Genomic DNA, 19235 nt, shown 5'->3' on the forward strand with positions numbered 1-19235 from the left:
CAGCCGAGGTCAGGGTGTCGCCGGCCACTGTCAGCCGCATCCTTCGCCGCTTGGGATTAAGCCGGATACGCGATCTGGAGCCGGCCGAGCCGGTACGGCGCTATGAGCGCGAACAGCCCGGCGAACTCATCCATATCGACATCAAGAAGCTCGGCAGGTTCGTCAGACCAGGCCACCGCATCACGCATGACCGCCAGATGGGAGAAAGCCGTGGCGCCGGCCACGAGTTCGTCCACGTGGCGATCGACGATACATCGCGCCTGGCCTTCTCCCAGATCCGGCGGGATCAGAAAAGGAGAGCGCCGTCGCCTTCCTCAAGGAGGCCCTCACCTACTACCGCAGCCTCGGCATGAAGGTCACCGGCATCATGACCGACAACGGCTCCTGCTACCGCGCCAAGGCCTTCGCCAGAGCGTGCAGCAAGCTCGGCCTCAAGCACATCTTCACCAGGCCCTACAGGCCGCAAACAAACGGCAAGGCCGAACGCTTCATCCAAACAGTGCTGCGCGAGTGGGCCTACGCTCGCGCCTACGACACCTCAGACCAGCGCGCCAAAGACCTGCCAATCTGGCTTCATCACTACAACTGGCATCGCCCGCACGGTAGTCTGCAAGCCAAACCACCCATCAGCCGCCTCGGCCTTCCGATGGACGACCTCCTGAGATTCCACAGTTAGCGAAGCGTAACCCACCGTTCGCGCAACGACGGGAGAAGTGGTGGGTTACGCCTTCGCCTAACCCACCCTACGAATATCACTCGCTGATCTCGTTCAGCTCCTTGCCGGAATGCTCCGGCACGAACAGGTACACGCCGATTGCCATCGCGATCATCAGCACGGGGATGCAGAGGAACGACAGCGCGAACGAGCCGGTGTGCTGCTGGAGCGCGATCGAGACGAAGGGGAACAGCACGAAGCCGACGAAATAGGCGATCGCCCAGACCACGCCGTTGGCGGCGCCGCGGATCCGGGTCGGGAAGATTTCCGCCGTCAGCGTCGTGCTCGGGCCCCAGAAGCCGAGGAAGCCGAGACACCAGAGCAGCCCGAAGGTCCACAGCAACGCGCGGTCCTCGGAATAGACCCAGAGCGTCATGAAGATCGCGCCCTCGATCAAGGTGATAATGAAGGTGCGGCGGCGGCCGATCTTGTCGATCAGCCAGCCGACCAGGCACAGGCCAACGAAGCCGCACAGGCCGTAGAACACGTAGAACAGGCTGTATTCGGCGGTCGACCAATGCTTCTCGGTCGAGAGATAGAGCGGCATCCAGGCGCCGACCGTGCCGTAGATGCAGGTGCTGGCGCAGGCCACGAACAGCGCGACCAATGTCGAAGGCAGCACGTCGGGCATGAACACCTGGCGGATGCCGACCGACTTGGCCTTGCCGAACCAGGCACTGTCCTCGTTGTTGACGGTGCCGCCGCGCGCCAGCGTCTCGGAGATGCGCCGCTTGCGATCCTGCGACCGCACCCAATAGGGCGATTCCGGGCAAGTGGAGCGGATATAGATTGCGAGGAGCGCGATCACGCCGGGCACCATAACGGCGATGCGCCAGCCGAAATTGGCAGCCACGAGCCCGGTGATCGCGCCGGCGAGCGTGGCGCCGATGCACCAGGCCGAGCGGGTGATGCTGATGACGCGGCCGCGCAGCCGGGCCGGCCAGGTCTCCGCCACCAGCATCGAGCCGAGCGACCATTCGCCGTTCAGCGCGAAGAACAACAGCGAGCGCGCGATCACGAACACCGTAAAGGTCGGCGACAGCGCCGCGACCGGCATCAGGAGCGAGAACAGCGCGATGTTGACCGCGAGCAAGGTGCGGCGGCCGTAGCGGTCGGCAAGCCACGGCCAGAAATAGAGGCCGGCGATGCCGACGAACAGCGCGATCTGCATGCCGGAGCGGTATTCCGGCAAGCTCAGCTGGAATTCCTTGATCACCATCGGCGAGATCAGCGCGAAGATCACGCCGTCCATGCCGTCAAAGCCCCAGCCGAGCGCATTGGCGGTGGCGATGTGCCAATGGGTTTTCGTCAGCTCAGTGCTGCCGGCGACGGCGCGGTAGTTGGCGTATTGCAGGTGCTTCTGCTCGAGCGGGCCGACATCGCTGCCGGTATCGGTGACCGCAGGCGCGGCGCGCCCATCCGCCGTAATGCTGCTCATGATTGGCATCCCCACGACTGCCCGCGGCGAAGCTGCACCGCAATCTCAGGCTGAACCAATCGCACCATGGCAGCAAGCGAATTGCTCGCGGCAGCGCACCCGTCCATTCCGTTGAATGGAATGCGAAGCGCGACATGTACGGAGCGCGCACCAACCGGTTTCAGGAATCACAAAGAGTTATTTCCGGAAACCGGCCAGGAAACCTCCCGTAGCTCAGGCCAACGACGACGCACACAATCAACACGCGCCGTTGTTGCCCCTTCATCGCCGGCAGAGACCGAGCCGGCCGAATTACCCATCGGGAGACGAACCATGTCGAAGCGTATTGCCTATCTTGCCGCCGCTGCCTTCAGCGCGCTCGCGATCACCGCCACCGTCGTGGCGCCGGTCCGCGCCGAGGAAAAGACCGTGATGGTCGGCGGCGCCGCGATGTTCCCGTCGAAGAACATTATCCAGAACGCCGTCAATTCGAAGGATCACACCACCCTGGTCGCCGCAGTGAAGGCCGCCGGCCTGGTCGACACGCTGGAAGGCAAGGGTCCGTTCACGGTGTTCGCGCCGACCAACGCCGCGTTCGGCAAGCTGCCGGCCGGAACCGTCGACAATCTGGTCAAGCCCGAGAACAAGGCGACGCTGACCAAGATCCTCACCTACCATGTGGTGCCCGGCAAGCTCGAAGCCTCCGATCTCACCGACGGCAAGAAGCTGAAGACCGCCGAGGGCGAGGAACTGACCGTCAAGAAGCAGGACGGCAAGGTCTGGATCGTCGATGCCAAGGGCGGCACCTCGATGGTGACGATCTCCAACGTCAACCAGTCGAACGGCGTCATCCATGTGGTCGACACCGTGCTGATGCCGGCGACGTAACACCCGGCGACCCGATTTAGTCCCTGAACGCCTTACGAAATAGCGAGCCGGAGCCTCGCCCCGGCTCGCATTTTTGTGACCAGATGAAGTGGCGTATATTGAACTGATGATGCGCGCCGGCGTAACGGAACGCCGGTTCCCGGCGTATAAGCCGGTAACGACCACGAGCAGAGACATTCCATGACGAGCCTTGCCGTCAGTGACCACCAGGCAGAGACCGCGACGCCCGCGAAGGTGATCCAGCCGGTCTGGGTGCGGATGGTGCACTGGATCAACGCATTCGCGATGCTCCTGATGATCATGTCCGGCTGGCAGATCTACAACGCCTCGCCGCTGTTCGGATTCACCTTTTCGCGCAGCATCACGCTGGGTGGCTGGCTCGGCGGTGCGCTGCTCTGGCACTTCGCCGCGATGTGGCTGTTGATGGTCAACGGCCTGGTTTATCTGGCGCTCGGCTTCGCCACCGGCCGCTTCCGCAAGAAGCTGCTGCCTATCACCCCTGGCGGCGTGATTGCCGACACCAAGGCGGCGCTGACCTTCAAGCTGTCGCATGACGATCTCAGCAAGTACAATTCGGTGCAGAAGCTGCTCTACACCGGCATCATCACCGTCGGCGTGGTCATCGTGCTGTCCGGCCTGTCGATGTGGAAGCCGGTGCAGTTGCATTGGCTGGTCTCGCTGTTCGGCGGCTACGACATCGCCCGTTATGTCCACTTCACCTGCATGGCGCTGATCGTCGCCTTCCTGGTGATCCATGTCGCGCTCGCGCTGTTGGTGCCGAAAAGCCTGCGCGCCATGATCATCGGGCGCTAGGGCATGATCCCGAAAAGTGGAAACCGGTTTTCGGAGTTGATCATGCCCAAAAATGAGATTGAGAGGGTGTGATGGGTCGTCTCAGAAAACTCCTGATCCCCGGTGTCGACAAGAAGTTGCTGGTGCGCGATGCGGTGAAGACGATGCCGGAGCTGACGCGCCGCCGTTTCATCACGGCCGGCACCAGCCTCGGTGCGCTGACGCTGCTGACCGGCTGCGACGTGGTCGATTCGTCGTCGGCGGAGGAATTGCTGAAGAAGGTCTCGAAGTTCAACGACGCGGTGCAGGCCTGGATGTTCAATCCGGATGCGCTGGCGCCGACCTTCCCGGAGAGCATGATCACCAAGCCGTTTCCGTTCAATGCCTATTACGATCTCGACGATGCGCCGGAGATCGCAGGCGCGGACTGGAAGCTCGAGGTACGCGGGCTGGTCGAGAACAAGAAGTCGTGGACGCTCGACGAATTGTACAAGCTGCCGCAGGTCAAGCAGGTGACGCGCCACATCTGCGTCGAAGGCTGGAGCGCGATCGGCAGCTGGACCGGCACGCCCTTGCGCGATTTCCTCAAGCTCGTCGGCGCCGACACGCGTGCCAAATATGTCTGGTTCCAGTGCGCCGACAAGGACGGGTACAATTCACCCTTGGACATGCGCACCGCGCTGCATCCGCAGACCCAGATGACCTTCAAATTCGGCGACGCGATCCTGCCGCGCGCCTACGGCTTCCCGATGAAGATCCGGGTCCCGACCAAGCTCGGCTTCAAGAACCCGAAATACGTGCTCTCGATGGAAGTCACCAACGACTACAAGGGCGGCTATTGGGAAGACCAGGGCTACAACTCGTTCAGCGGGAGTTGACGCGAAGCGTCATTCCGGGATGGTCCGTAGGACCAGACCTCAGATGCGCAATTGCGGATCGGGGAATCTCGAGATTCCGGGTTCGATGCTAATGCATCGCCCCGGAATGACTCAGGGAGTCACCTTCCTCTGAAACGCCGACAGCACCGCGCCCAGCGCCAGCATCGCGGCCGAAACGTTTAGCGCAAATGACAGGCTGCCGACCGCGTCGGTGATCGCGCCGACGACGATCGGCCCGAGCGTCTGGCCGATGCCGAAGGCGATGGTCATCGCTGCAATCGCGGTCGGCCAGGCTTCCGGCGGGTAGTTGAGACGCACGAAGGCGGTGGTCGAGCCGACCACGGCGAAGAATGCGACGCCGAACACCAGCGCCGAGATCGCGAGCAGCAGCGGCGAATGCCCGAAGATCGGGAGAGCCGCGCCAAGTGCATTGACGCCGAGGATGATGGTGGTGGCGAGCCCGCCGCGGTCGAGCGCCAAAACCCGTCGCCAGACCCATGGTGTCACGAATGCACTGACGCCGATCAGGCTCCAGAACGCGCTCTGTGCACCCGCGCCGCCGCCGCCGTCACGGACATAGGCGATCATGAAGGTCATGTAAGCGATGTAGCCGGCGCCGAACAGGAAATAGGCGGCGAGGTAGATCAGGACCGGCCTCACAGCGAATTTGGTCCGCACAATACCGCCGGCGGCAGTATTGGCGTGCAAGGGCGCCAGCAGCAACGGCACCGTCGTGATCGCGGAGAGCAGGGTCATCGCCCACCACACGATCCACCATGAGCCGGCGCCAAAACCCTGCAGCACGAACGGCGCGATCAGGCCGGATGCCAGGATGCCGACGCCCGGTCCGGCATAGAACAGGCTGAGCAGGAAGTTGGCGCGTTCCGGCCGTGATTGCGCGATCGTTGCTGCGAGCGCGCCGCCGCCGACGAAGCCGATCGCGGCGGCGAAGCCGACCAGCAGGCGGGCGAAGCTCAGCACGGCGAAATTGCCGGAGAGGGCGCACAGCGCCAGCGACAGCGCGCAAGCCACCGTCGACCAGCGCACCGATGCGGCGAGCCCGAAGCGCTGGATCAGGCGCGAGGCGAACAGCGCCCCGACCAGGTAGCCGGCAGCATTGATCGTGTTCATGAAGCCGGCGGCCGAATAGGACCAGGCCAGCGAGTCGCGCATGTCGGGCAGCACCAGCGAATAGGCGAAACGGCCGATGCCGAGACCGACCGTCGGTGCGAGCGACAAAATAAGGATCAGCCGCGCGGGATGCGGGTAGGACGGGGAGGGGGCTCTCACAATTCACTCCGGCAACGGCGCCATTGTGGCAGGCCGCGCCGGTCCTGCCCAGCGCCACGGGCAGCAACACTGTCTTGCGTATCGGGCAATCAGGCGATCAGGACCAGCGCAACGCCGATCACGGTCAGCAGGGTTCCGGCGACGATCCGCGCGGTGATCTCGACATGCTTGAGCATGACAGCGCTCATCGTCACGGTCACCAGCGGGTAGATCGCGGCAAGCGGCGCCACCAGCGTGATCGGGCCGTTGCGGACCGCGGCGAACAGGCTGAGCGCGCTGAGCCCGTTGCTGATCCCGGTCAATGCAAACCAGAACCGGCCGTCACGCGGCGCGTGCACCAAGAAGCTGCCCTTGCGGACGCGCTGCACCGTCAGCACCACGATTGACGACATGATGTAACCGATCAGGCAGGCCCATAGCGGGCTCGGCCAGATCGCCAGCCCGAGCTTGGCAATCGGCGGCACGATGCCGCGCACCAGCGCGCTGGCAAGCGGCAGTAGCAGGGCCCAGCTCCGCCAATGACCGAGGTCGCGGGGCCGGGTCACGGTAATGATTGCGGCACCGGCCACCGCGACCACGAGGCCGATCAGCTGTTGCGGCGCGAGCGGCTCGTGCAGCAGCACCACGGCGGCGGCGACCGCAAGCAGCGGCGCCAGATTGCCCAATGTCGAGGTGATGACCGGTCCGAGCGCCCGGTTCGAGGCGAAGGTCAGCAGCGTTAGCGAGGCCGGGAAGAACAGGCCGATCGCCATGAAGATCGGCAGGCCGCGCCAGACCACGGGCTCGCCATGCAGGATCAGCGGCGACAGCACCAGGAACAGCAGGGTGAAGGACGGCACGCTGATCGCGGCGCCCGACAGCGGCTCGACGGTGCGCAGGCCAAGCTGTGCCAGCACGACGCCGGCGCCGAGGAAAATGGCCGAGGCGAAGGCGTAGATAATGGCTGCGGTCATGAGGTCCGTCTTGTTGGCTTCTTTTGGGGCGCGGTTAGCTCTTTGCGGGTCATTTTGGCCCTGTCCGGGGTGCCTTGCCAATCCGCCCGGGGCGTTTTAGCACTCGCGCCTGACGATGACGGGCATGCCCGATTGAGTGAGGAACGAACCATGGCGACCCATAAACTGCTGCTTCTCCCCGGCGACGGCATCGGCCCCGAAGTGATGGCCGAGGTACAGCGCCTGATCGACTGGCTGAATGCGCAGGGCATCGCGAAATTCGAGACCGAGCAGGGCCTGGTCGGCGGCTCGGCCTATGACGCGCACAAGGTGTCGATCTCCGAAGGCGACATGGCCAAGGCCACCGCGGCCGACGCCGTGATCTTTGGTGCGGTCGGCGGTCCCAAGTGGGACTCGGTTCCCTACGAGGTGCGTCCGGAGGCCGGCCTGCTGCGGCTGCGCAAGGATCTCGAGCTGTTCGCCAACCTGCGTCCGGCGGTGTGCTATCCGGCGCTGGCGGATGCCTCGAGCCTCAAGCGCGAGGTGGTCGAGGGCCTCGACATCATGATCGTGCGCGAGCTCACCGGCGGCGTCTATTTCGGCGAGCCGAAGACCATCACCGATATCGGCAACGGCCAGAAGCGCGCTGTCGACACCCAGGTCTACGACACCTTCGAGATTGAGCGCATCGGCCGCGTCGCCTTCGAGCTGGCGCGCAAGCGCAAGAACAAGGTGACGTCGATGGAAAAGCGCAACGTGATGAAGTCGGGCGTGCTCTGGAACGAGGTCATGACCCAGGTCCATGCCCGCGAATACAAGGACGTCACGCTGGAGCATCAGCTCGCCGATTCCGGCGGCATGAACCTCGTCAAGACGCCGAAGCAGTTCGACGTCATCGTGACCGACAATCTGTTCGGCGACATGCTGTCCGACATCGCGGCGATGCTCACCGGGTCGCTCGGCCTGCTGCCGTCGGCGTCGCTCGGCAAGGAGGACGCCAAGACCAAGGAGCGCAAGGCATTGTATGAGCCGGTGCACGGCTCGGCGCCGGATATCGCCGGCCGGGGCCTCGCCAATCCGATCGCGATGATCGCCTCGTTCGGCATGGCGCTGCGCTATTCCTTCGGCATGGGCGATCTCGCCGACAAGGTCGATGCCGCGATCGCGGCGGTGCTCGCCAGCGGATTGCGCACCGCCGACATCAAGTCGGCAGGCACCACGTCCGTCAGCACGGCGCAGATGGGCGAGGCGATCTTGAGCGAATTGCAGAAGCTGCACGCGTAAAAGTCGCGACAACAACAACGTCGTCCCGGCGAAGGCCGGGACCCATACGCCGCGGCTTCTCAATCTGAAGCGACTGGCGGACGAGCGTCATAACCAACGGCGGTGGTTATGGGTCCCGGCCTTCGCCGGGACGACACAGGATGTTGGATGTCATTAGGATGGGCAAAGCGAATGCGTGCCCGCCTTACGCTCTGAGCCAAAACAAAAATGCCCGGCCGGAGCCGGGCATTTTCGTATCGGCTATCAGCCGAAATTCTCAGTACAGCGGGAAATTCCGCGGATAGCCGCCGAGGTCGGCCGGCGGGCTGAGCGGCTGGCGGTCGATCGGGCGATTGTTGTTCTCGCGTGCGAACGACGGGTAGCCGACATCCGGCGGATAGGCGTAGTCGTTGAACTTGCGGTCGCCCGGAAGCACCTCGGTGCCGGCGTCGAGCCATGAGCGCGTGGTGACGTAAACGCGGGTTCGCGGACCCTGCTGATAGACCCGGTTCGGACCCTGCGCGCCGTAATAGCGGCGGCCGTCACGGTCATACTGCTCTTGCTGCTTGCGCTTGCTCGGGGTCTGCTGCGCGCTGGCCGTGGTCACGCCAAACGCGGTTGCGGTGACGGCAGCCGCGGCAAGCAACACCACGAGCTTGTTCGCGGCAGGGAATTTCAAGGTCATCGCATCCTCGTCATTACGGCCCCCTCGGGGGCTGGCGTATCAGCCAAAATCACTCGGAACACATTGTAGCCATGCCGGGTGGGGCGTCACTAGGTCAATTGCGCCACACCATCAGAGATAATGCGTGTCCAAGCGCAAAAGTTTCATGAAAACCAGTGCCTTGCCACGGTCTCGCCACTAAAGCGCGCCGCGCAGAAGCGGGTTCTCGCTGCCCATCACCCAGTCGGCCGACAGAGCGGGCGGGCCGGAGGTAACGCAGTCGGTGCGCCGCAGCTCGGCATGCGCGAACAGCGCGGCGAGCCGCAGGTCGTTGCCCGCGGCCAGCAGGGTCAGCCGGTTCAGCACGCAGACGATCGCGGCGCGCTGGGCCGGCAGGCTGGCGCCCTGGCAGGTCCAGCCGGAGATGCGCAGATCGGGCGCGTCGGCCTGCTTGACGAAGCCGAGGCAGGCGCGGCTGCCGTCCTGACGTGCGGGGCGCAGCAGGGTGACGCTGCCGAACTTGCTGTCGACGATGCCGGCGGCCTCGAGCTCGCGCAGGCCGCCCGGGTCGAGCCGTCCGGCAATCTCGGTGACCGCGGGTCCCATGACCTCGCCGCCGGGGCGGTAGATTTCCAGCTCGGCGGCCGTCGCGCCATTGGCATCGGTCCAATGGAAGACGTCCTTGCGACCGCCCTCGGGATGCCTGAAGATTTCGTAAGTCTCTGTTTTATCTCGCGGATCGATCTTGCTGATGGCGAAGGCCGGCGGTAAACGGCCGGCTACGTTCCAGCCTGCGGCAGTGGGTGCCGACATCGCCGTTGCGTCGGGCAGTTGCTTCCATAGATAGGTGCCGAGGGCGGCGAACAGCGCGAGCACGGCGGCATAGGCGAACAGCCGGGAGAGCGTGGCGTAGACTTCGTCGACGAAGCTCGTCAGGTCAGACGGATTCCTCGTATGATGGGGAGCGGCCGGGTCGGCCCGAAATAAACGCATCAAAACGCTCAAAAGCTACGCAACGTTGTCTTGACGGGGTTTCTCGCATAGAAGCGCTGCCTCTTCCCTTTCCTTGAGTTACGGGGGAACGGGCATTTTTCGTCGGAGAGTGAACGATGGGTTACAAAGTCGCGGTGGTCGGAGCGACCGGCAATGTCGGGCGCGAAATGCTCAACATTCTCGACGAGCGCAAATTCCCCGCCGATGAGGTCGTCGTGCTGGCCTCGCGCCGCAGCGTCGGCGTCGAGGTCTCCTATGGCGACCGCACCCTGAAGGTGAAGGCGCTCGAGCACTATGATTTCTCCGATGTCGACATCTGCCTGATGTCGGCCGGCGGTTCGGTCTCCAAGGAATGGTCGCCCAGGATCGGCGCCGCCGGCGCGGTCGTGATCGACAATTCCTCGGCCTGGCGCATGGATCCCGACGTGCCGCTGATCGTGCCGGAGGTGAACGCGGATGCGGCCGCCGGTTTTACCAAGAAGAACATCATCGCCAACCCGAACTGCTCGACCGCGCAGCTCGTCGTGGCGCTGAAGCCGCTGCACGACAAGGCGACGATCACGCGCGTCGTGGTCGCGACCTATCAATCAGTGTCGGGCGCCGGCAAGGATGCGATGGACGAGCTGTTCTCGCAGACCAAGGCCGTCTACACCAATGACGAGCTGATCAATAAGAAGTTTCCGAAGCGCATCGCCTTCAACATCATTCCGCAGATCGACGTCTTCATGGAAGACGGCTACACCAAGGAAGAGTGGAAGATGATGGCGGAGACCAAGAAGATCCTTGATCCCAAGATCAAGCTGACCGCGACCTGCGTGCGCGTGCCGGTCTTCGTCAGTCACTCCGAGGCCGTGAACGTCGAGTTCGCCAACCCGATCACGGCGGACGAGGCCCGCAACATCCTGCGCAATGCGCCGGGCTGCCTCGTGATCGACAAGCACGAGCCCGGCGGCTACGTCACGCCGTATGAGGCGGCTGGCGAGGACGCGACCTATATCAGCCGCATCCGCGAGGATGCGACCGTGGAGAACGGCTTGTCGTTCTGGTGCGTGTCGGACAATCTGCGCAAGGGTGCCGCGCTGAACGCGATCCAGATCGCGGAAGTCCTGATCAACCGCAAGCTGATCACCGCGAAGAAGAAAGCGGCCTAAAGGCGGGGACCAACGGGGGGCGCGCAACCATGTCGGAACAGTCAGCTCCCGTCCCGTCGAGTCCCCCGACGCCGCGCATCATGCGCGGCTTCGAATATGTGCTGTTCAACAGCCGCTGGCTGATGGCGCCGTTCTATGTCGGCCTGGTGGTGGCGCTTGCCGTGCTGCTGCTGAAATTCGTGCGCATGCTCTGGGAGTTCGTCCTGCATGCGGCCGGCTACAAATCGACGGAAGTCATCCTCGATGCGCTGGCGCTGATCGACGTCACGCTGGTCGCCAATCTCATTCTGATCGTGGTCTTTTCGGGCTACGAGAACTTCGTTTCCCGCATCGACACGTCGGGCAATCCGAACTGGCCGATCTGGATCACCAAGATCGATTTTGCTGGGCTGAAGCAGAAGCTGCTGGCGTCGATCGTCGCGATCTCCGCGATCCACGTGCTGGAAGCGTTCCTGAACATCGATGCCGCGTTCGACGCGACGCGGATGACCTGGCTCGTCGCCGTGCACCTGGTGTTCGTGATCTCAGCGCTGTTGCTCGCGCTCTCGGATCGCTGGGGCGGCTATCACGGTGATGAGTAGCTGATGCTGGCGCGATAGCGCGCGGCTACTCGCCGGCCTTGACGGCATCGGCGACGCTGATGAATTCCTTCGCGACCCGGTCGAGCACGAACAGCGAGCCCTCGGCGACGCCGAAATAGGCGCCGTGCAGCTGCATCTCGCCGCTCTCGACCCGCTCGCGCACAAACGGGAAGGTCATCAAATTCTCCAGCGAGCGGAACACCGCGGCCTTCTCGATGCGGGTGACGAAGTCCTGCATGCTCTCATGGTCGCGCTGCTCGACGATCTCGCCGGGCTTGATGAACATCTGCATCCATTTGCCGATGAAGTCGCCGGGCGTGAGCGGCTTGATCTTGTCGACGAAGGCGCGGATGCCGCCGCACTGGGCATGGCCCAGCACCACGATGTTCTTCACCTTCAGCACGGTCACGGCATATTCCAGCGCGGCCGAGACGCCATGGGCGTTGCTGTCGGGCTGATAGACCGGAACCAAATTGGCGATGTTGCGGACCACGAACAATTCGCCCGGGCCGGCATCGAAGATCACTTCCGGCGAGACGCGGGAATCGCAACAGCCGATCACCATGGTCTCGGGGAACTGGCCGCGTTCGGACAGGTCCCGGTATCGCGACTGTTCAGTCGGCAACCGCTGGGTCGCGAAAGTCCGGTAGCCGTCGATCAACTGCTTCGGAAAGAATTTCATGGCCTCTGCCTAATCACATGCTGGTGACGGGAACAAGACTTTCGGCGTGCAGCCTGAGATGATACGGCAGCGTTGAAGGATGGTGCCGTCCAATGCCCAAACAATGGACAGTGGCGGAGCCCGAGCCCCCAGGAGAATACCGATGATCCGTCCGCGCCGCAGCCTGTTGTTCATGCCGGGATCGAATGCACGGGCGCTGGAGAAGGCCCGCACGCTGGCGGCAGACGGTATCATCCTCGATCTCGAGGATTCCGTTGCCCCCGACGCCAAGGCCGTGGCCCGCGAGCAGATCGCCAAGGCGGTCGCCGCAAAGGGCTTTGGCAAGCGCGAGGTCCTGATCCGCATCAACGCGCTCGACAGCCCGTGGTGGGTCGACGACATCGGCATGGCCGGCAAGGCGCAGCCGGACGGGATCCTGGTTCCCAAGATTTCCACCGTCGACGATCTCAACGCCGTCGCCGATCGGCTCAGCGACATCAATGCTCCGGCCTCGATCCGGGTCTGGGCGATGATCGAGACCGCACGCGCCGTGCTCGACGCCGACAAGCTTGCCGCGGCATCGCAGGACTCCGAGGTTCGGCTCGCCGGCTTCGTGTTCGGGCCGAACGACATTGCGCGCGAAACCCGGATCCGGATGAAGCCGGGCCGCGCGGCGATGATCCCGATGATCACGCATTGCATCTTGGCGACCCGCGCGCACGGGCTCGAGATCCTCGACGGCCCCTATGGCGACATCAGCAATATCGACGGCTTCGCGGAGGAATGCGCGCAGGGCCGCGATCTCGGCTTCGATGGCAAGACGCTGATCCATCCGAGCCACATCGATGCCTGCAACGCGATCTTCACGCCGCCGGAGGCCGAGGTCGCTGAAGCGCGCAAGATCATCGCCGCCTTCGAACAGCCGGAGAACGCCGCGCGCGGTGCGATTCAGCTCGACGGCCGCATGGTCGAGCGCCTGCACGCCGAGATGGCGAAGCGCACGATCGCGATCGCCGACGCGATCGCTGCGATGGGGCATTGATCTTACCCTCCCCTGGAGGGGGAGGGTCGACGAGAATGAAATGAGCGGCGGGGTGGGGTGACGGTCTCTCCACGGATACTCTGCCCGTGTTGAGAGATCACCCCACCCCCGGCTCGCATTTCGCTGCGCTCAACGCGATCCGACCCTCGCCCTCCAGGGGAGGGTGACTACGCGCCCCAAGCGACGCCCATGATATGCCATGGCCGCGGGGCGTCCGCATGATTTCGGAATAATAGAAGAATGCCGCTGATTTGCCCGACGAGTCAAGCTGCCATGCCGAGCGCCGGCAGCCGCCGGCTACTTTGCATGGGGTTGTTTTCGATATTTTGGTGGTGCGCCCCTCCAGGGGAGGGTGACTAACTCCCAAACTTCTCCGAAGCCCAGGCGTAGAGGCTGCCCGGGATCGGCGCCGCCTTGCCGCGTCCCTTCGGCGAGATGTGCAGGCCGATGATTTCGGGATCGTTCAGATAGCGCGAAAAATCCGACGGCTCGAAGAACAGTCGTGGCTCGGCGTGCACCGCGTAGAACGAGCGCTTCGGCAGCGCGTGCTGCAACTCGCCCTCGCGGCGCGCGAGCGCGGTCAGCGCGGCGGGACCGTAGATCGCGATGCGGATGTCGGACAGGCGATTGGATTTGCCGCGCAGCTTGCGCATCGCAAAGGTCAGGCGGTGGCGCAGCGCCAGCCAGTCCGGCGTCAGCTCGTCCTGCTGCATCAGCGCTTCGAATGCGCGCAAGATCGGATCATTGTGCGGCAGATACAGCACGGAGTTGCCGAGCTGACGCGGCCGCTCCCAGGCAAAATAGGGCTTTGCCGGATCGATCTCGACCGGCTTCAAGAGCAGCACATCGGCGTCGAGCCAGAGCCCGGCGCGCTGTGTCATCAGCCGCATGCGGAAGAAGTCGCTGAACTGCAGGATGGTCCAGTCGCGCCACGACCCGTCGCGTTCGGCCGGACGCAGCTTCTCGGAGAACGAATGCGGCAGCACCGCCTCGGCCTCGGCATTGCCGATGCCGTCGGGCAGGCCGGGAATCGGATCGAAGCTGTAGACGGTGACCTTGTGCCCGGCCGCCAGCTGCGAACGCAGACAGGTGCGGCGCAGCGCGTCCATCGAGCCGTGCCAGAAGGTGACGATGTCAGGCAGCATGCGCGTCAGCCGTCAGCAGGTTCGCGAGAAGACAACTTTGCAAAGAAAAGCCCCGGCGCCTGAAGGCACCGGGGCGCGATGACAGGCTGCGCCTCAAGCCCAGGCGCGCTCCTTGAGCTTGGCCTCGTAGGTGTCGATCGACGACTTCTTCTCCATCGTCAGGCCGATGTCGTCGAGGCCGTTGATCAGGCAGTGCTTGCGGAACGGATCGATCTCGAACTTCACCGTGCCGCCGTCGGGACCGCGGATCTCCTGGTTGGGGAGATCGATGGTCAGCGTCGCATTGGCGCCGCGCTCGGCATCGTCGAACAGCTTGTCGAGGTCCTCCTGCGACACGCGGATCGGCAGAATGCCGTTCTTGAAGCAGTTGTTGTAGAAGATGTCGCCGAACGAGGTCGAGATCACGCAGCGGATGCCGAAGTCGAGCAGCGCCCAGGGCGCGTGCTCGCGGCTCGAGCCGCAGCCGAAATTGTCGCCGGCGACCAGCACCTTCGCATTGCGATAGGCGGACTGGTTGAGGACGAAATCGGGGTTCTCGCTGCCGTCATCCTTGTAGCGCTGCTCGGAGAAGAGCCCCTTGCCGAGGCCGGTGCGCTTGATGGTCTTGAGGTACTGCTTCGGAATGATCATGTCGGTGTCGACATTGATGATCTTCAGCGGCGCCGCGACGCCTTCCAGCGTGGTGAACTTGTCCATCGTTGCTCTTCCCGGTCGAAAAATGGGGGATACGGCCGGATGTTTATCGCGGATGCGACAGCGGTAAAAGGGCCATTTCCGCAGAGCTAGCCCGCTTCTGCCTCAATCGCCTCCATATCGGCGTCGGAGAGGCCGAAATGGTGCCCAATCTCATGGATCAGGACGTGGCGGACGATGTGGCCGAGGGTTTCGTCGTGCTCCGCCCAGTAATCCAGGATCGGCCGCCGGTAGAGCCAGACCAAATTGGGCAGCCGGGCCACGTCGCCATGGCTCTGCTGCGGCAGGCCGATGCCGTGAAACAGGCCGAGCAGGTCGAACTCGCTCTCGGCCTGCATCTCGTCGAGCACCTCGTCGGTCGGGAAGTCGTCGACACGGATGATCAGGCCCTCGCAGAGGGCCCGGAACGTCGGCGGCAGGCGCTCGAAGATCTCGTGCGCGACGGCCTCCATCTCGGCGAGCGAGGGGGCTTTTTCTGTGGTCCACATGACACTCCTTTAGCGCGAGTGCCTCAGGCGGCGCCAGCGCAGTTGACCTTGGCGGTGCAATGGGAGACCGTGCGGCCCAAGATTGAGGCTCAAGAATGGGGCTTGGGTGGCGTGATGAAACGGATCGTGGCGGCAACGCTGTTGGCGGTAGCAACCGGGCTCTCGCTCCCAGTGGGAGAGGCGTGGGCACAGAGCGCGGCGGCCGAAGCGCGCATCGGTGAGACGGCACCGGTCGTGCGCGAGCGGGTTGTCGAGCACCGCCGGCTCAGGCGGGTGCCGATCTACCGGTCGCGGCCCGATCATTGGGAACCGGATGTGATCCCGCGCTACAATCCCGGTCCGAACGCCGTGCGCGATTGCACCGCGACCTATGTGCAGGAGCACCGGCCGAGCGGCACCGTGATCACGCCGCGCATGAACTGCTTCTGGCGCCCGGGCTAGAGCGTCTTCGCGCGAAGCGGAAGCTAGAGCGTTTTCGAGCGAAGTGGACACCGGTTCGCGTGAAGAAAACGCGTCAAGACAAGAATCCAGAACTTCGGTTCTGATTCAATCAGAACCGAAAATGCTCTAGAGCAAACGTCGGCGCACTGCGCCGATCAGTCCGGCGGCGACGATCACTCCCACCGTTCCATAGACCGCGATCGCCATCAGCATTTGCGTGAGATGGCTTGCCGTTCCCATGCCGCCGCCCGGTCCTTGCGAGGCGAGCGCGACATCAACTGAAATCATGGAACCAGCCAGCGTTGCCGCGCCGAGCGTGAACCATTTGCGCGAACCATGTTGTGTCATCGGCGATCTCCTGCGCGAGGCTCCTCACAACATACGACCATCGTCTACGCCGGTTTTACGCACAGACATGAAAATTCCAGCGGCTGTGCCGGAACCTGCGCGCGCCAGCGGCATTCACCATCGTGGCGCAGTCATTCACATCCCATTCACGTCGTCCGCATTCTGCTTGCGATCTGCGTCGCGGCAACGGGGGTCGATTCGAATGCCGGCGCGTTTTCGAGCGAAGCGGATACCGGTTCGCATGAAGAAAATGCGTCAAGGCAAGAAGCTCGAGTCGTCGTTGCTAGGCGTGACATCAAGGGATCAAGGAGAAGACTCATGAAGGTGACGAAGGTTCTGGGACTTGCGGCCGTCGGTGCCGTGCTGGTTTTGGCGGCGCCGGCCGAGCGCGCGAGCGCGATGTCGCTCGCTACGCCGGGCACTGCCGCAACGGTTCAGGACAACGCGAACCAGACGACCACCCAGGTACGCTGGGGCCATGGACATCATCGTGGCTGGGGTCGCGGACATCACCGTGGCTGGGGCTGGGGTCATCGTCGCCACTGGCGCCACTGATCGCGCGGCGTATCAGCGCAGTTGAGACACAGGCCCGTGAGCAGCGGGCCTGTTGTCGTTCTCAGCCACCAAACCGGCAGATTCGCGCGCGCGAGATGATATCAATCGCAATCTGCAGGAGTTGATCATGATGAGATGGATCGGAGTTGCCGCGGTCGCTTGTGCATTCGCATTGACGGCGGCGGCATCGGCAACCGCCGCGGCATCAGTCGCGCCGCAGGCCGCGGCACAACGGCGGCAGGCGGGCAAGCCGACCGACTTCAGCGCGCAGCGCCATCATCGCCATTACTATCGTCACCATTATCACCGCGGCTACCGGCCCTATTACCGGCCGTACTACCAGCCCTATTCCTATTACCGGCCGTACGGCTCCTATTATTATGGGCGGCCCTATTACTATCGGCCCTATCCATATGCCGTGCCGGCGCCGTTCACCTTTGGCTTCGGGTTCGGCCCGTTCTGGTGAGCTGCGCAGCCGCGCTGTGCGCGGCAGACGCTGCCTGTTCGGTCAAGCTGCGCGGATCTTGTCCAGGAATGTGGTGACGTTGCTGCGCAGCGTGGCCGACTGATGGCTGAGATCGTCGGCGGCCGTCAGCACCTGCGTCGCGGCTGATCCGGTTTCGGTGGCGGCCTCGTTGACGCTGCCGACATTCGCCGACACCTCGCTGGTGCCGCGCGAAACCTCCTGGATATTCTTCGCGATGTCGCGGGTTGCTGCGCTCTGCTGCTCGACGGCGGCGGAGATTGCCGCCGCAATCTCGCTCATGCGCGCGATCGTGCCACCGGTCGTCCTGATCGCATCGACGGCCTGGCCGGTTTCCTGCTGGATCGCCGCGATCTGAGAGGAGATGTCTTCCGTAGCCTTGGCGGTCTGGGTGGCAAGCGCCTTCACTTCATTGGCGACGATCGCGAAGCCCTTGCCGGATTCGCCGGCGCGGGCAGCTTCGATCGTTGCGTTCAGGGCCAGCAGATTGGTCTGCGACGCGATGTTCTGGATCAGTGACACCACTTCTCCGATCCGCTGCGCAGCTGCGGCAAGGCTCTCGATGGTTGCGTTGGTGCGATCGGTCTCGTCGACCGCGGCTCTTGCCGTCTGCGCCGCCTGCGTCACCTGGCGCGTGATCTCGCTGATCGAGGCGTGCAGTTCCTCGGTCGCGACCGCGACGGTCTGGACATTCGCCGATGCCTCGTTGGAAGCGGTCGCGACGAAGGTCGCCTGCCGGCTGGTTTCCTCCGCGGTCGCCGACATGCTGCCGGCTGTGGCGTGCATCTCGGTCGAGGCTGCGGTCAGGGCATTCAGTGCCTCCGAGATCTGATTGTCGAAGGTCGCGATGTGGCCTTCGACCGCGCGCTGCCGGGTCTCCTTGCGCAACTGCTCTTCACGCTGCTCGGCTTCGAGGCGGCGCGCCGTGGTCGCGTTGTCCTTGAACACGCGCAGCGATTTGGCGAGGCCGCCGACCTCGTCGCTCCTGTTATCGCCGACGATCGCGATGTCGAGATCGCCTTCGGCGAGCTTCGTCATCTTCTCCGTCATGCGCGACAGCGGCTGAGCGATCTGGCTGAACGCGATCCAGGCCAGGATAGCGAAAGCGCAGAGCAGCCCGGCTGCGGCGCCGAACAGCAGCAGGAGGCGGGTCTGGTCGGCCGTGGCGATGCCCCGGTCACGCGAGGCCTGCATGTCCTTCACATTGGCGGCGATCAGGCTGGCGACGGCCTCCATCGCGGTCTGGCGATGCTTGGCCGCGACATTGCGCGAGTAAGCGAAGGCATCCTCGAGCTTGCCCGCGGTCACCAGCTCGAACACCCTGGCGCTTGCCTCGCGGCGGTCCTTGACGGCGCCGCGCAGCGTGTCGATCAGCTGGTGTTGTCCGGCGTCCGATGTGACGGACGCCAAACGATCGACGGCGGCAAGCGTCGCATCCGGTGCCTTGTTGTAGGCTTCGATGTTGGCGGCGATCGCCTTGGTGTCCGAGGCCGAGAGGATGACATTCTTCTCGCTGACCGCTGCGCTGTTGAAATTGCTCTCCGCTTCGAGGCTGTACTGCACGCGGCGGGCATTGCCATCCACGAGGCCGGAGGCGGTCACCGCCAACTGGCTGAGAGCCAGCGAGGCCTCCACGACGATGCCGATCGCGACCAGGGCGACGATGGCCGCGGGTACCGCGATCTTGGCAATGATGGGCAAATTCTGAAACTTGAGGGTCATTTCTGGTCCCACGAAAATGGCGCTGAGATCCATCGGCCCACCCGGCCGACGAGCCATGCGTGAGGACGCGATGCCACGGCTTTGGCCGCTGG

At 64.0% G+C, this 19235-nt stretch carries 21 protein-coding genes and 1 pseudogene; 11 read left to right on the forward strand and 11 right to left on the reverse strand.

Annotated features, from left to right (window positions below; genetic code table 11):
• Positions 1–676, forward strand: a pseudogene (locus BraRD5C2_RS38580) (IS481 family transposase); the annotation flags it as partial.
• A gap of 76 nt (positions 677–752) precedes the next feature.
• Here the strand turns inward: BraRD5C2_RS38580 and BraRD5C2_RS38585 are convergent.
• Positions 753–2153: an MFS transporter gene (locus tag BraRD5C2_RS38585; RefSeq protein WP_223977614.1), complete on the reverse strand. Its 1401-nt coding sequence runs from the start codon at positions 2151–2153 to the stop codon at positions 753–755.
• A 312-nt stretch (positions 2154–2465) separates the two neighbouring features.
• Here BraRD5C2_RS38585 and BraRD5C2_RS38590 point away from each other — a divergent pair, with 312 nt between their 5' ends.
• The 3 genes from BraRD5C2_RS38590 to BraRD5C2_RS38600 all read left to right on the forward strand — a co-directional run bounded on the left by BraRD5C2_RS38590 (position 2466) and on the right by BraRD5C2_RS38600 (position 4690).
• Positions 2466–3020: a fasciclin domain-containing protein gene (locus BraRD5C2_RS38590; protein WP_223977616.1), complete on the forward strand. Its 555-nt coding sequence runs from the start codon at positions 2466–2468 to the stop codon at positions 3018–3020.
• 180 nt (positions 3021–3200) lie between these two features.
• Positions 3201–3833 carry a cytochrome b/b6 domain-containing protein gene (locus BraRD5C2_RS38595; RefSeq protein WP_223977618.1) on the forward strand — a complete coding sequence of 211 codons (633 nt, stop codon included), beginning with the start codon at positions 3201–3203 and terminating at the stop codon, positions 3831–3833.
• A gap of 71 nt (positions 3834–3904) precedes the next feature.
• The gene (locus BraRD5C2_RS38600; RefSeq protein ID WP_223977620.1) at positions 3905–4690 is read left to right on the forward strand and encodes a molybdopterin-binding protein; all 786 of its coding nucleotides are present in this window, start codon (positions 3905–3907) and stop codon (positions 4688–4690) included.
• 111 nt (positions 4691–4801) lie between these two features.
• On the opposite strand, the gene BraRD5C2_RS38605 is transcribed toward BraRD5C2_RS38600, so the two are convergent.
• Both BraRD5C2_RS38605 and BraRD5C2_RS38610 read right to left on the reverse strand, forming a co-directional pair.
• On the reverse strand, positions 4802–5980 hold the full coding sequence (locus BraRD5C2_RS38605) for a YbfB/YjiJ family MFS transporter (protein ID WP_223977622.1): 1179 nt from the start codon (positions 5978–5980) through the stop codon (positions 4802–4804).
• 89 nt (positions 5981–6069) lie between these two features.
• Entirely contained in the window at positions 6070–6933 is an 864-nt protein-coding gene (locus BraRD5C2_RS38610) for an EamA family transporter (RefSeq protein ID WP_223977624.1), read from the reverse strand.
• 150 nt (positions 6934–7083) lie between these two features.
• Here BraRD5C2_RS38610 and leuB point away from each other — a divergent pair, with 150 nt between their 5' ends.
• Positions 7084–8196 (forward strand): 3-isopropylmalate dehydrogenase, encoded by a 1113-nt coding sequence (gene leuB / locus BraRD5C2_RS38615; protein WP_223977626.1) that lies wholly within the window; start codon positions 7084–7086, stop codon positions 8194–8196.
• Between the two features lie 256 nt (positions 8197–8452).
• Here leuB and BraRD5C2_RS38620 read toward each other — a convergent pair whose 3' ends face one another.
• Together BraRD5C2_RS38620 and BraRD5C2_RS38625 are read right to left on the reverse strand one after the other, a co-directional pair.
• Positions 8453–8860, reverse strand: coding sequence for a hypothetical protein (locus tag BraRD5C2_RS38620; protein WP_223977629.1), 408 nt, complete (start codon positions 8858–8860; stop codon positions 8453–8455).
• 177 nt (positions 8861–9037) lie between these two features.
• The gene (locus BraRD5C2_RS38625) at positions 9038–9832 is read right to left on the reverse strand and encodes a hypothetical protein (protein WP_223977868.1); all 795 of its coding nucleotides are present in this window, start codon (positions 9830–9832) and stop codon (positions 9038–9040) included.
• 116 nt (positions 9833–9948) lie between these two features.
• Here BraRD5C2_RS38625 and BraRD5C2_RS38630 point away from each other — a divergent pair, with 116 nt between their 5' ends.
• Both BraRD5C2_RS38630 and BraRD5C2_RS38635 read left to right on the forward strand, forming a co-directional pair.
• The gene (locus BraRD5C2_RS38630; protein ID WP_092121443.1) at positions 9949–10983 is read left to right on the forward strand and encodes an aspartate-semialdehyde dehydrogenase; all 1035 of its coding nucleotides are present in this window, start codon (positions 9949–9951) and stop codon (positions 10981–10983) included.
• A gap of 29 nt (positions 10984–11012) precedes the next feature.
• Entirely contained in the window at positions 11013–11564 is a 552-nt protein-coding gene (locus tag BraRD5C2_RS38635) for a TIGR00645 family protein (RefSeq protein WP_223977632.1), read from the forward strand.
• Positions 11565–11589: 25 nt separating this feature from the next.
• Here the strand turns inward: BraRD5C2_RS38635 and BraRD5C2_RS38640 are convergent, their stop codons facing one another.
• Positions 11590–12246 carry a carbonic anhydrase gene (locus tag BraRD5C2_RS38640; protein ID WP_223977634.1) on the reverse strand — a complete coding sequence of 219 codons (657 nt, stop codon included), beginning with the start codon at positions 12244–12246 and terminating at the stop codon, positions 11590–11592.
• Between the two features lie 142 nt (positions 12247–12388).
• On the opposite strand from BraRD5C2_RS38640, the gene BraRD5C2_RS38645 reads away from it, so the two are divergent.
• Positions 12389–13267, forward strand: a complete 879-nt coding sequence (locus BraRD5C2_RS38645; RefSeq protein ID WP_223977638.1) for an HpcH/HpaI aldolase/citrate lyase family protein — start codon at positions 12389–12391, stop codon at positions 13265–13267.
• A 356-nt stretch (positions 13268–13623) separates the two neighbouring features.
• On the opposite strand, the gene BraRD5C2_RS38650 is transcribed toward BraRD5C2_RS38645, so the two are convergent.
• The 3 genes from BraRD5C2_RS38650 to BraRD5C2_RS38660 all read right to left on the reverse strand — a co-directional run bounded on the left by BraRD5C2_RS38650 (position 13624) and on the right by BraRD5C2_RS38660 (position 15593).
• On the reverse strand, positions 13624–14412 hold the full coding sequence (locus BraRD5C2_RS38650; RefSeq protein WP_223977640.1) for a hypothetical protein: 789 nt from the start codon (positions 14410–14412) through the stop codon (positions 13624–13626).
• Between the two features lie 93 nt (positions 14413–14505).
• Positions 14506–15108 (reverse strand): 3-isopropylmalate dehydratase small subunit, encoded by a 603-nt coding sequence (gene leuD / locus BraRD5C2_RS38655; RefSeq protein WP_223977644.1) that lies wholly within the window; start codon positions 15106–15108, stop codon positions 14506–14508.
• An 86-nt stretch (positions 15109–15194) separates the two neighbouring features.
• Positions 15195–15593 carry a metallopeptidase family protein gene (locus BraRD5C2_RS38660; RefSeq protein WP_223977647.1) on the reverse strand — a complete coding sequence of 133 codons (399 nt, stop codon included), beginning with the start codon at positions 15591–15593 and terminating at the stop codon, positions 15195–15197.
• A gap of 114 nt (positions 15594–15707) precedes the next feature.
• Between BraRD5C2_RS38660 and BraRD5C2_RS38665 the strand changes: the two genes are divergently transcribed.
• Positions 15708–16034 carry a hypothetical protein gene (locus BraRD5C2_RS38665; protein ID WP_223977650.1) on the forward strand — a complete coding sequence of 109 codons (327 nt, stop codon included), beginning with the start codon at positions 15708–15710 and terminating at the stop codon, positions 16032–16034.
• 126 nt (positions 16035–16160) lie between these two features.
• Here the strand turns inward: BraRD5C2_RS38665 and BraRD5C2_RS38670 are convergent, their stop codons facing one another.
• Entirely contained in the window at positions 16161–16382 is a 222-nt protein-coding gene (locus tag BraRD5C2_RS38670; RefSeq protein WP_223977653.1) for a hypothetical protein, read from the reverse strand.
• A gap of 318 nt (positions 16383–16700) precedes the next feature.
• Here BraRD5C2_RS38670 and BraRD5C2_RS38675 point away from each other — a divergent pair, with 318 nt between their 5' ends.
• Both BraRD5C2_RS38675 and BraRD5C2_RS38680 read left to right on the forward strand, forming a co-directional pair.
• Positions 16701–16937, forward strand: coding sequence for a hypothetical protein (locus tag BraRD5C2_RS38675; protein ID WP_223977656.1), 237 nt, complete (start codon positions 16701–16703; stop codon positions 16935–16937).
• A gap of 127 nt (positions 16938–17064) precedes the next feature.
• A complete protein-coding gene (locus BraRD5C2_RS38680; protein ID WP_223977659.1) occupies positions 17065–17403 on the forward strand; it encodes a hypothetical protein in 339 nt (112 codons plus the stop codon).
• Positions 17404–17445: 42 nt separating this feature from the next.
• Here BraRD5C2_RS38680 and BraRD5C2_RS38685 read toward each other — a convergent pair whose 3' ends face one another.
• Positions 17446–19143: a methyl-accepting chemotaxis protein gene (locus tag BraRD5C2_RS38685; RefSeq protein WP_223977661.1), complete on the reverse strand. Its 1698-nt coding sequence runs from the start codon at positions 19141–19143 to the stop codon at positions 17446–17448.
• Between the last annotated feature and the right edge of the window lie 92 nt (positions 19144–19235).

Source organism: Bradyrhizobium sp. RD5-C2 (genome assembly GCF_019972155.1).
In the GTDB taxonomy this organism is placed as follows: Bacteria; Pseudomonadota; Alphaproteobacteria; order Rhizobiales; family Xanthobacteraceae; genus Bradyrhizobium.

Bases quoted from the DNA above. Each gene is read 5' to 3' on its own strand.
- leuB (WP_223977626.1), top strand. From the start codon at position 7,084: ATGGCGACCCATAAACTGCTGCTTCTCCCCGGCGACGGCATCGGCCCC.
- BraRD5C2_RS38595 (WP_223977618.1), top strand. From the start codon at position 3,201: ATGACGAGCCTTGCCGTCAGTGACCACCAGGCAGAGACCGCGACGCCC.
- BraRD5C2_RS38585 (WP_223977614.1), bottom strand. From the start codon at position 2,153: ATGAGCAGCATTACGGCGGATGGGCGCGCCGCGCCTGCGGTCACCGAT.
- BraRD5C2_RS38625 (WP_223977868.1), bottom strand. From the start codon at position 9,832: ATGCGTTTATTTCGGGCCGACCCGGCCGCTCCCCATCATACGAGGAAT.
- BraRD5C2_RS38660 (WP_223977647.1), bottom strand. From the start codon at position 15,593: ATGTGGACCACAGAAAAAGCCCCCTCGCTCGCCGAGATGGAGGCCGTC.
- BraRD5C2_RS38685 (WP_223977661.1), bottom strand. From the start codon at position 19,143: ATGACCCTCAAGTTTCAGAATTTGCCCATCATTGCCAAGATCGCGGTA.
- BraRD5C2_RS38670 (WP_223977653.1), bottom strand. From the start codon at position 16,382: ATGACACAACATGGTTCGCGCAAATGGTTCACGCTCGGCGCGGCAACG.
- BraRD5C2_RS38610 (WP_223977624.1), bottom strand. From the start codon at position 6,933: ATGACCGCAGCCATTATCTACGCCTTCGCCTCGGCCATTTTCCTCGGC.
- BraRD5C2_RS38675 (WP_223977656.1), top strand. From the start codon at position 16,701: ATGAAGGTGACGAAGGTTCTGGGACTTGCGGCCGTCGGTGCCGTGCTG.
- BraRD5C2_RS38680 (WP_223977659.1), top strand. From the start codon at position 17,065: ATGATGAGATGGATCGGAGTTGCCGCGGTCGCTTGTGCATTCGCATTG.
- BraRD5C2_RS38630 (WP_092121443.1), top strand. From the start codon at position 9,949: ATGGGTTACAAAGTCGCGGTGGTCGGAGCGACCGGCAATGTCGGGCGC.
- BraRD5C2_RS38650 (WP_223977640.1), bottom strand. From the start codon at position 14,412: ATGCTGCCTGACATCGTCACCTTCTGGCACGGCTCGATGGACGCGCTG.
- BraRD5C2_RS38665 (WP_223977650.1), top strand. From the start codon at position 15,708: ATGAAACGGATCGTGGCGGCAACGCTGTTGGCGGTAGCAACCGGGCTC.
- BraRD5C2_RS38635 (WP_223977632.1), top strand. From the start codon at position 11,013: ATGTCGGAACAGTCAGCTCCCGTCCCGTCGAGTCCCCCGACGCCGCGC.
- BraRD5C2_RS38645 (WP_223977638.1), top strand. From the start codon at position 12,389: ATGATCCGTCCGCGCCGCAGCCTGTTGTTCATGCCGGGATCGAATGCA.
- BraRD5C2_RS38590 (WP_223977616.1), top strand. From the start codon at position 2,466: ATGTCGAAGCGTATTGCCTATCTTGCCGCCGCTGCCTTCAGCGCGCTC.
- leuD (WP_223977644.1), bottom strand. From the start codon at position 15,108: ATGGACAAGTTCACCACGCTGGAAGGCGTCGCGGCGCCGCTGAAGATC.
- BraRD5C2_RS38600 (WP_223977620.1), top strand. From the start codon at position 3,905: ATGGGTCGTCTCAGAAAACTCCTGATCCCCGGTGTCGACAAGAAGTTG.
- BraRD5C2_RS38620 (WP_223977629.1), bottom strand. From the start codon at position 8,860: ATGACCTTGAAATTCCCTGCCGCGAACAAGCTCGTGGTGTTGCTTGCC.
- BraRD5C2_RS38640 (WP_223977634.1), bottom strand. From the start codon at position 12,246: ATGAAATTCTTTCCGAAGCAGTTGATCGACGGCTACCGGACTTTCGCG.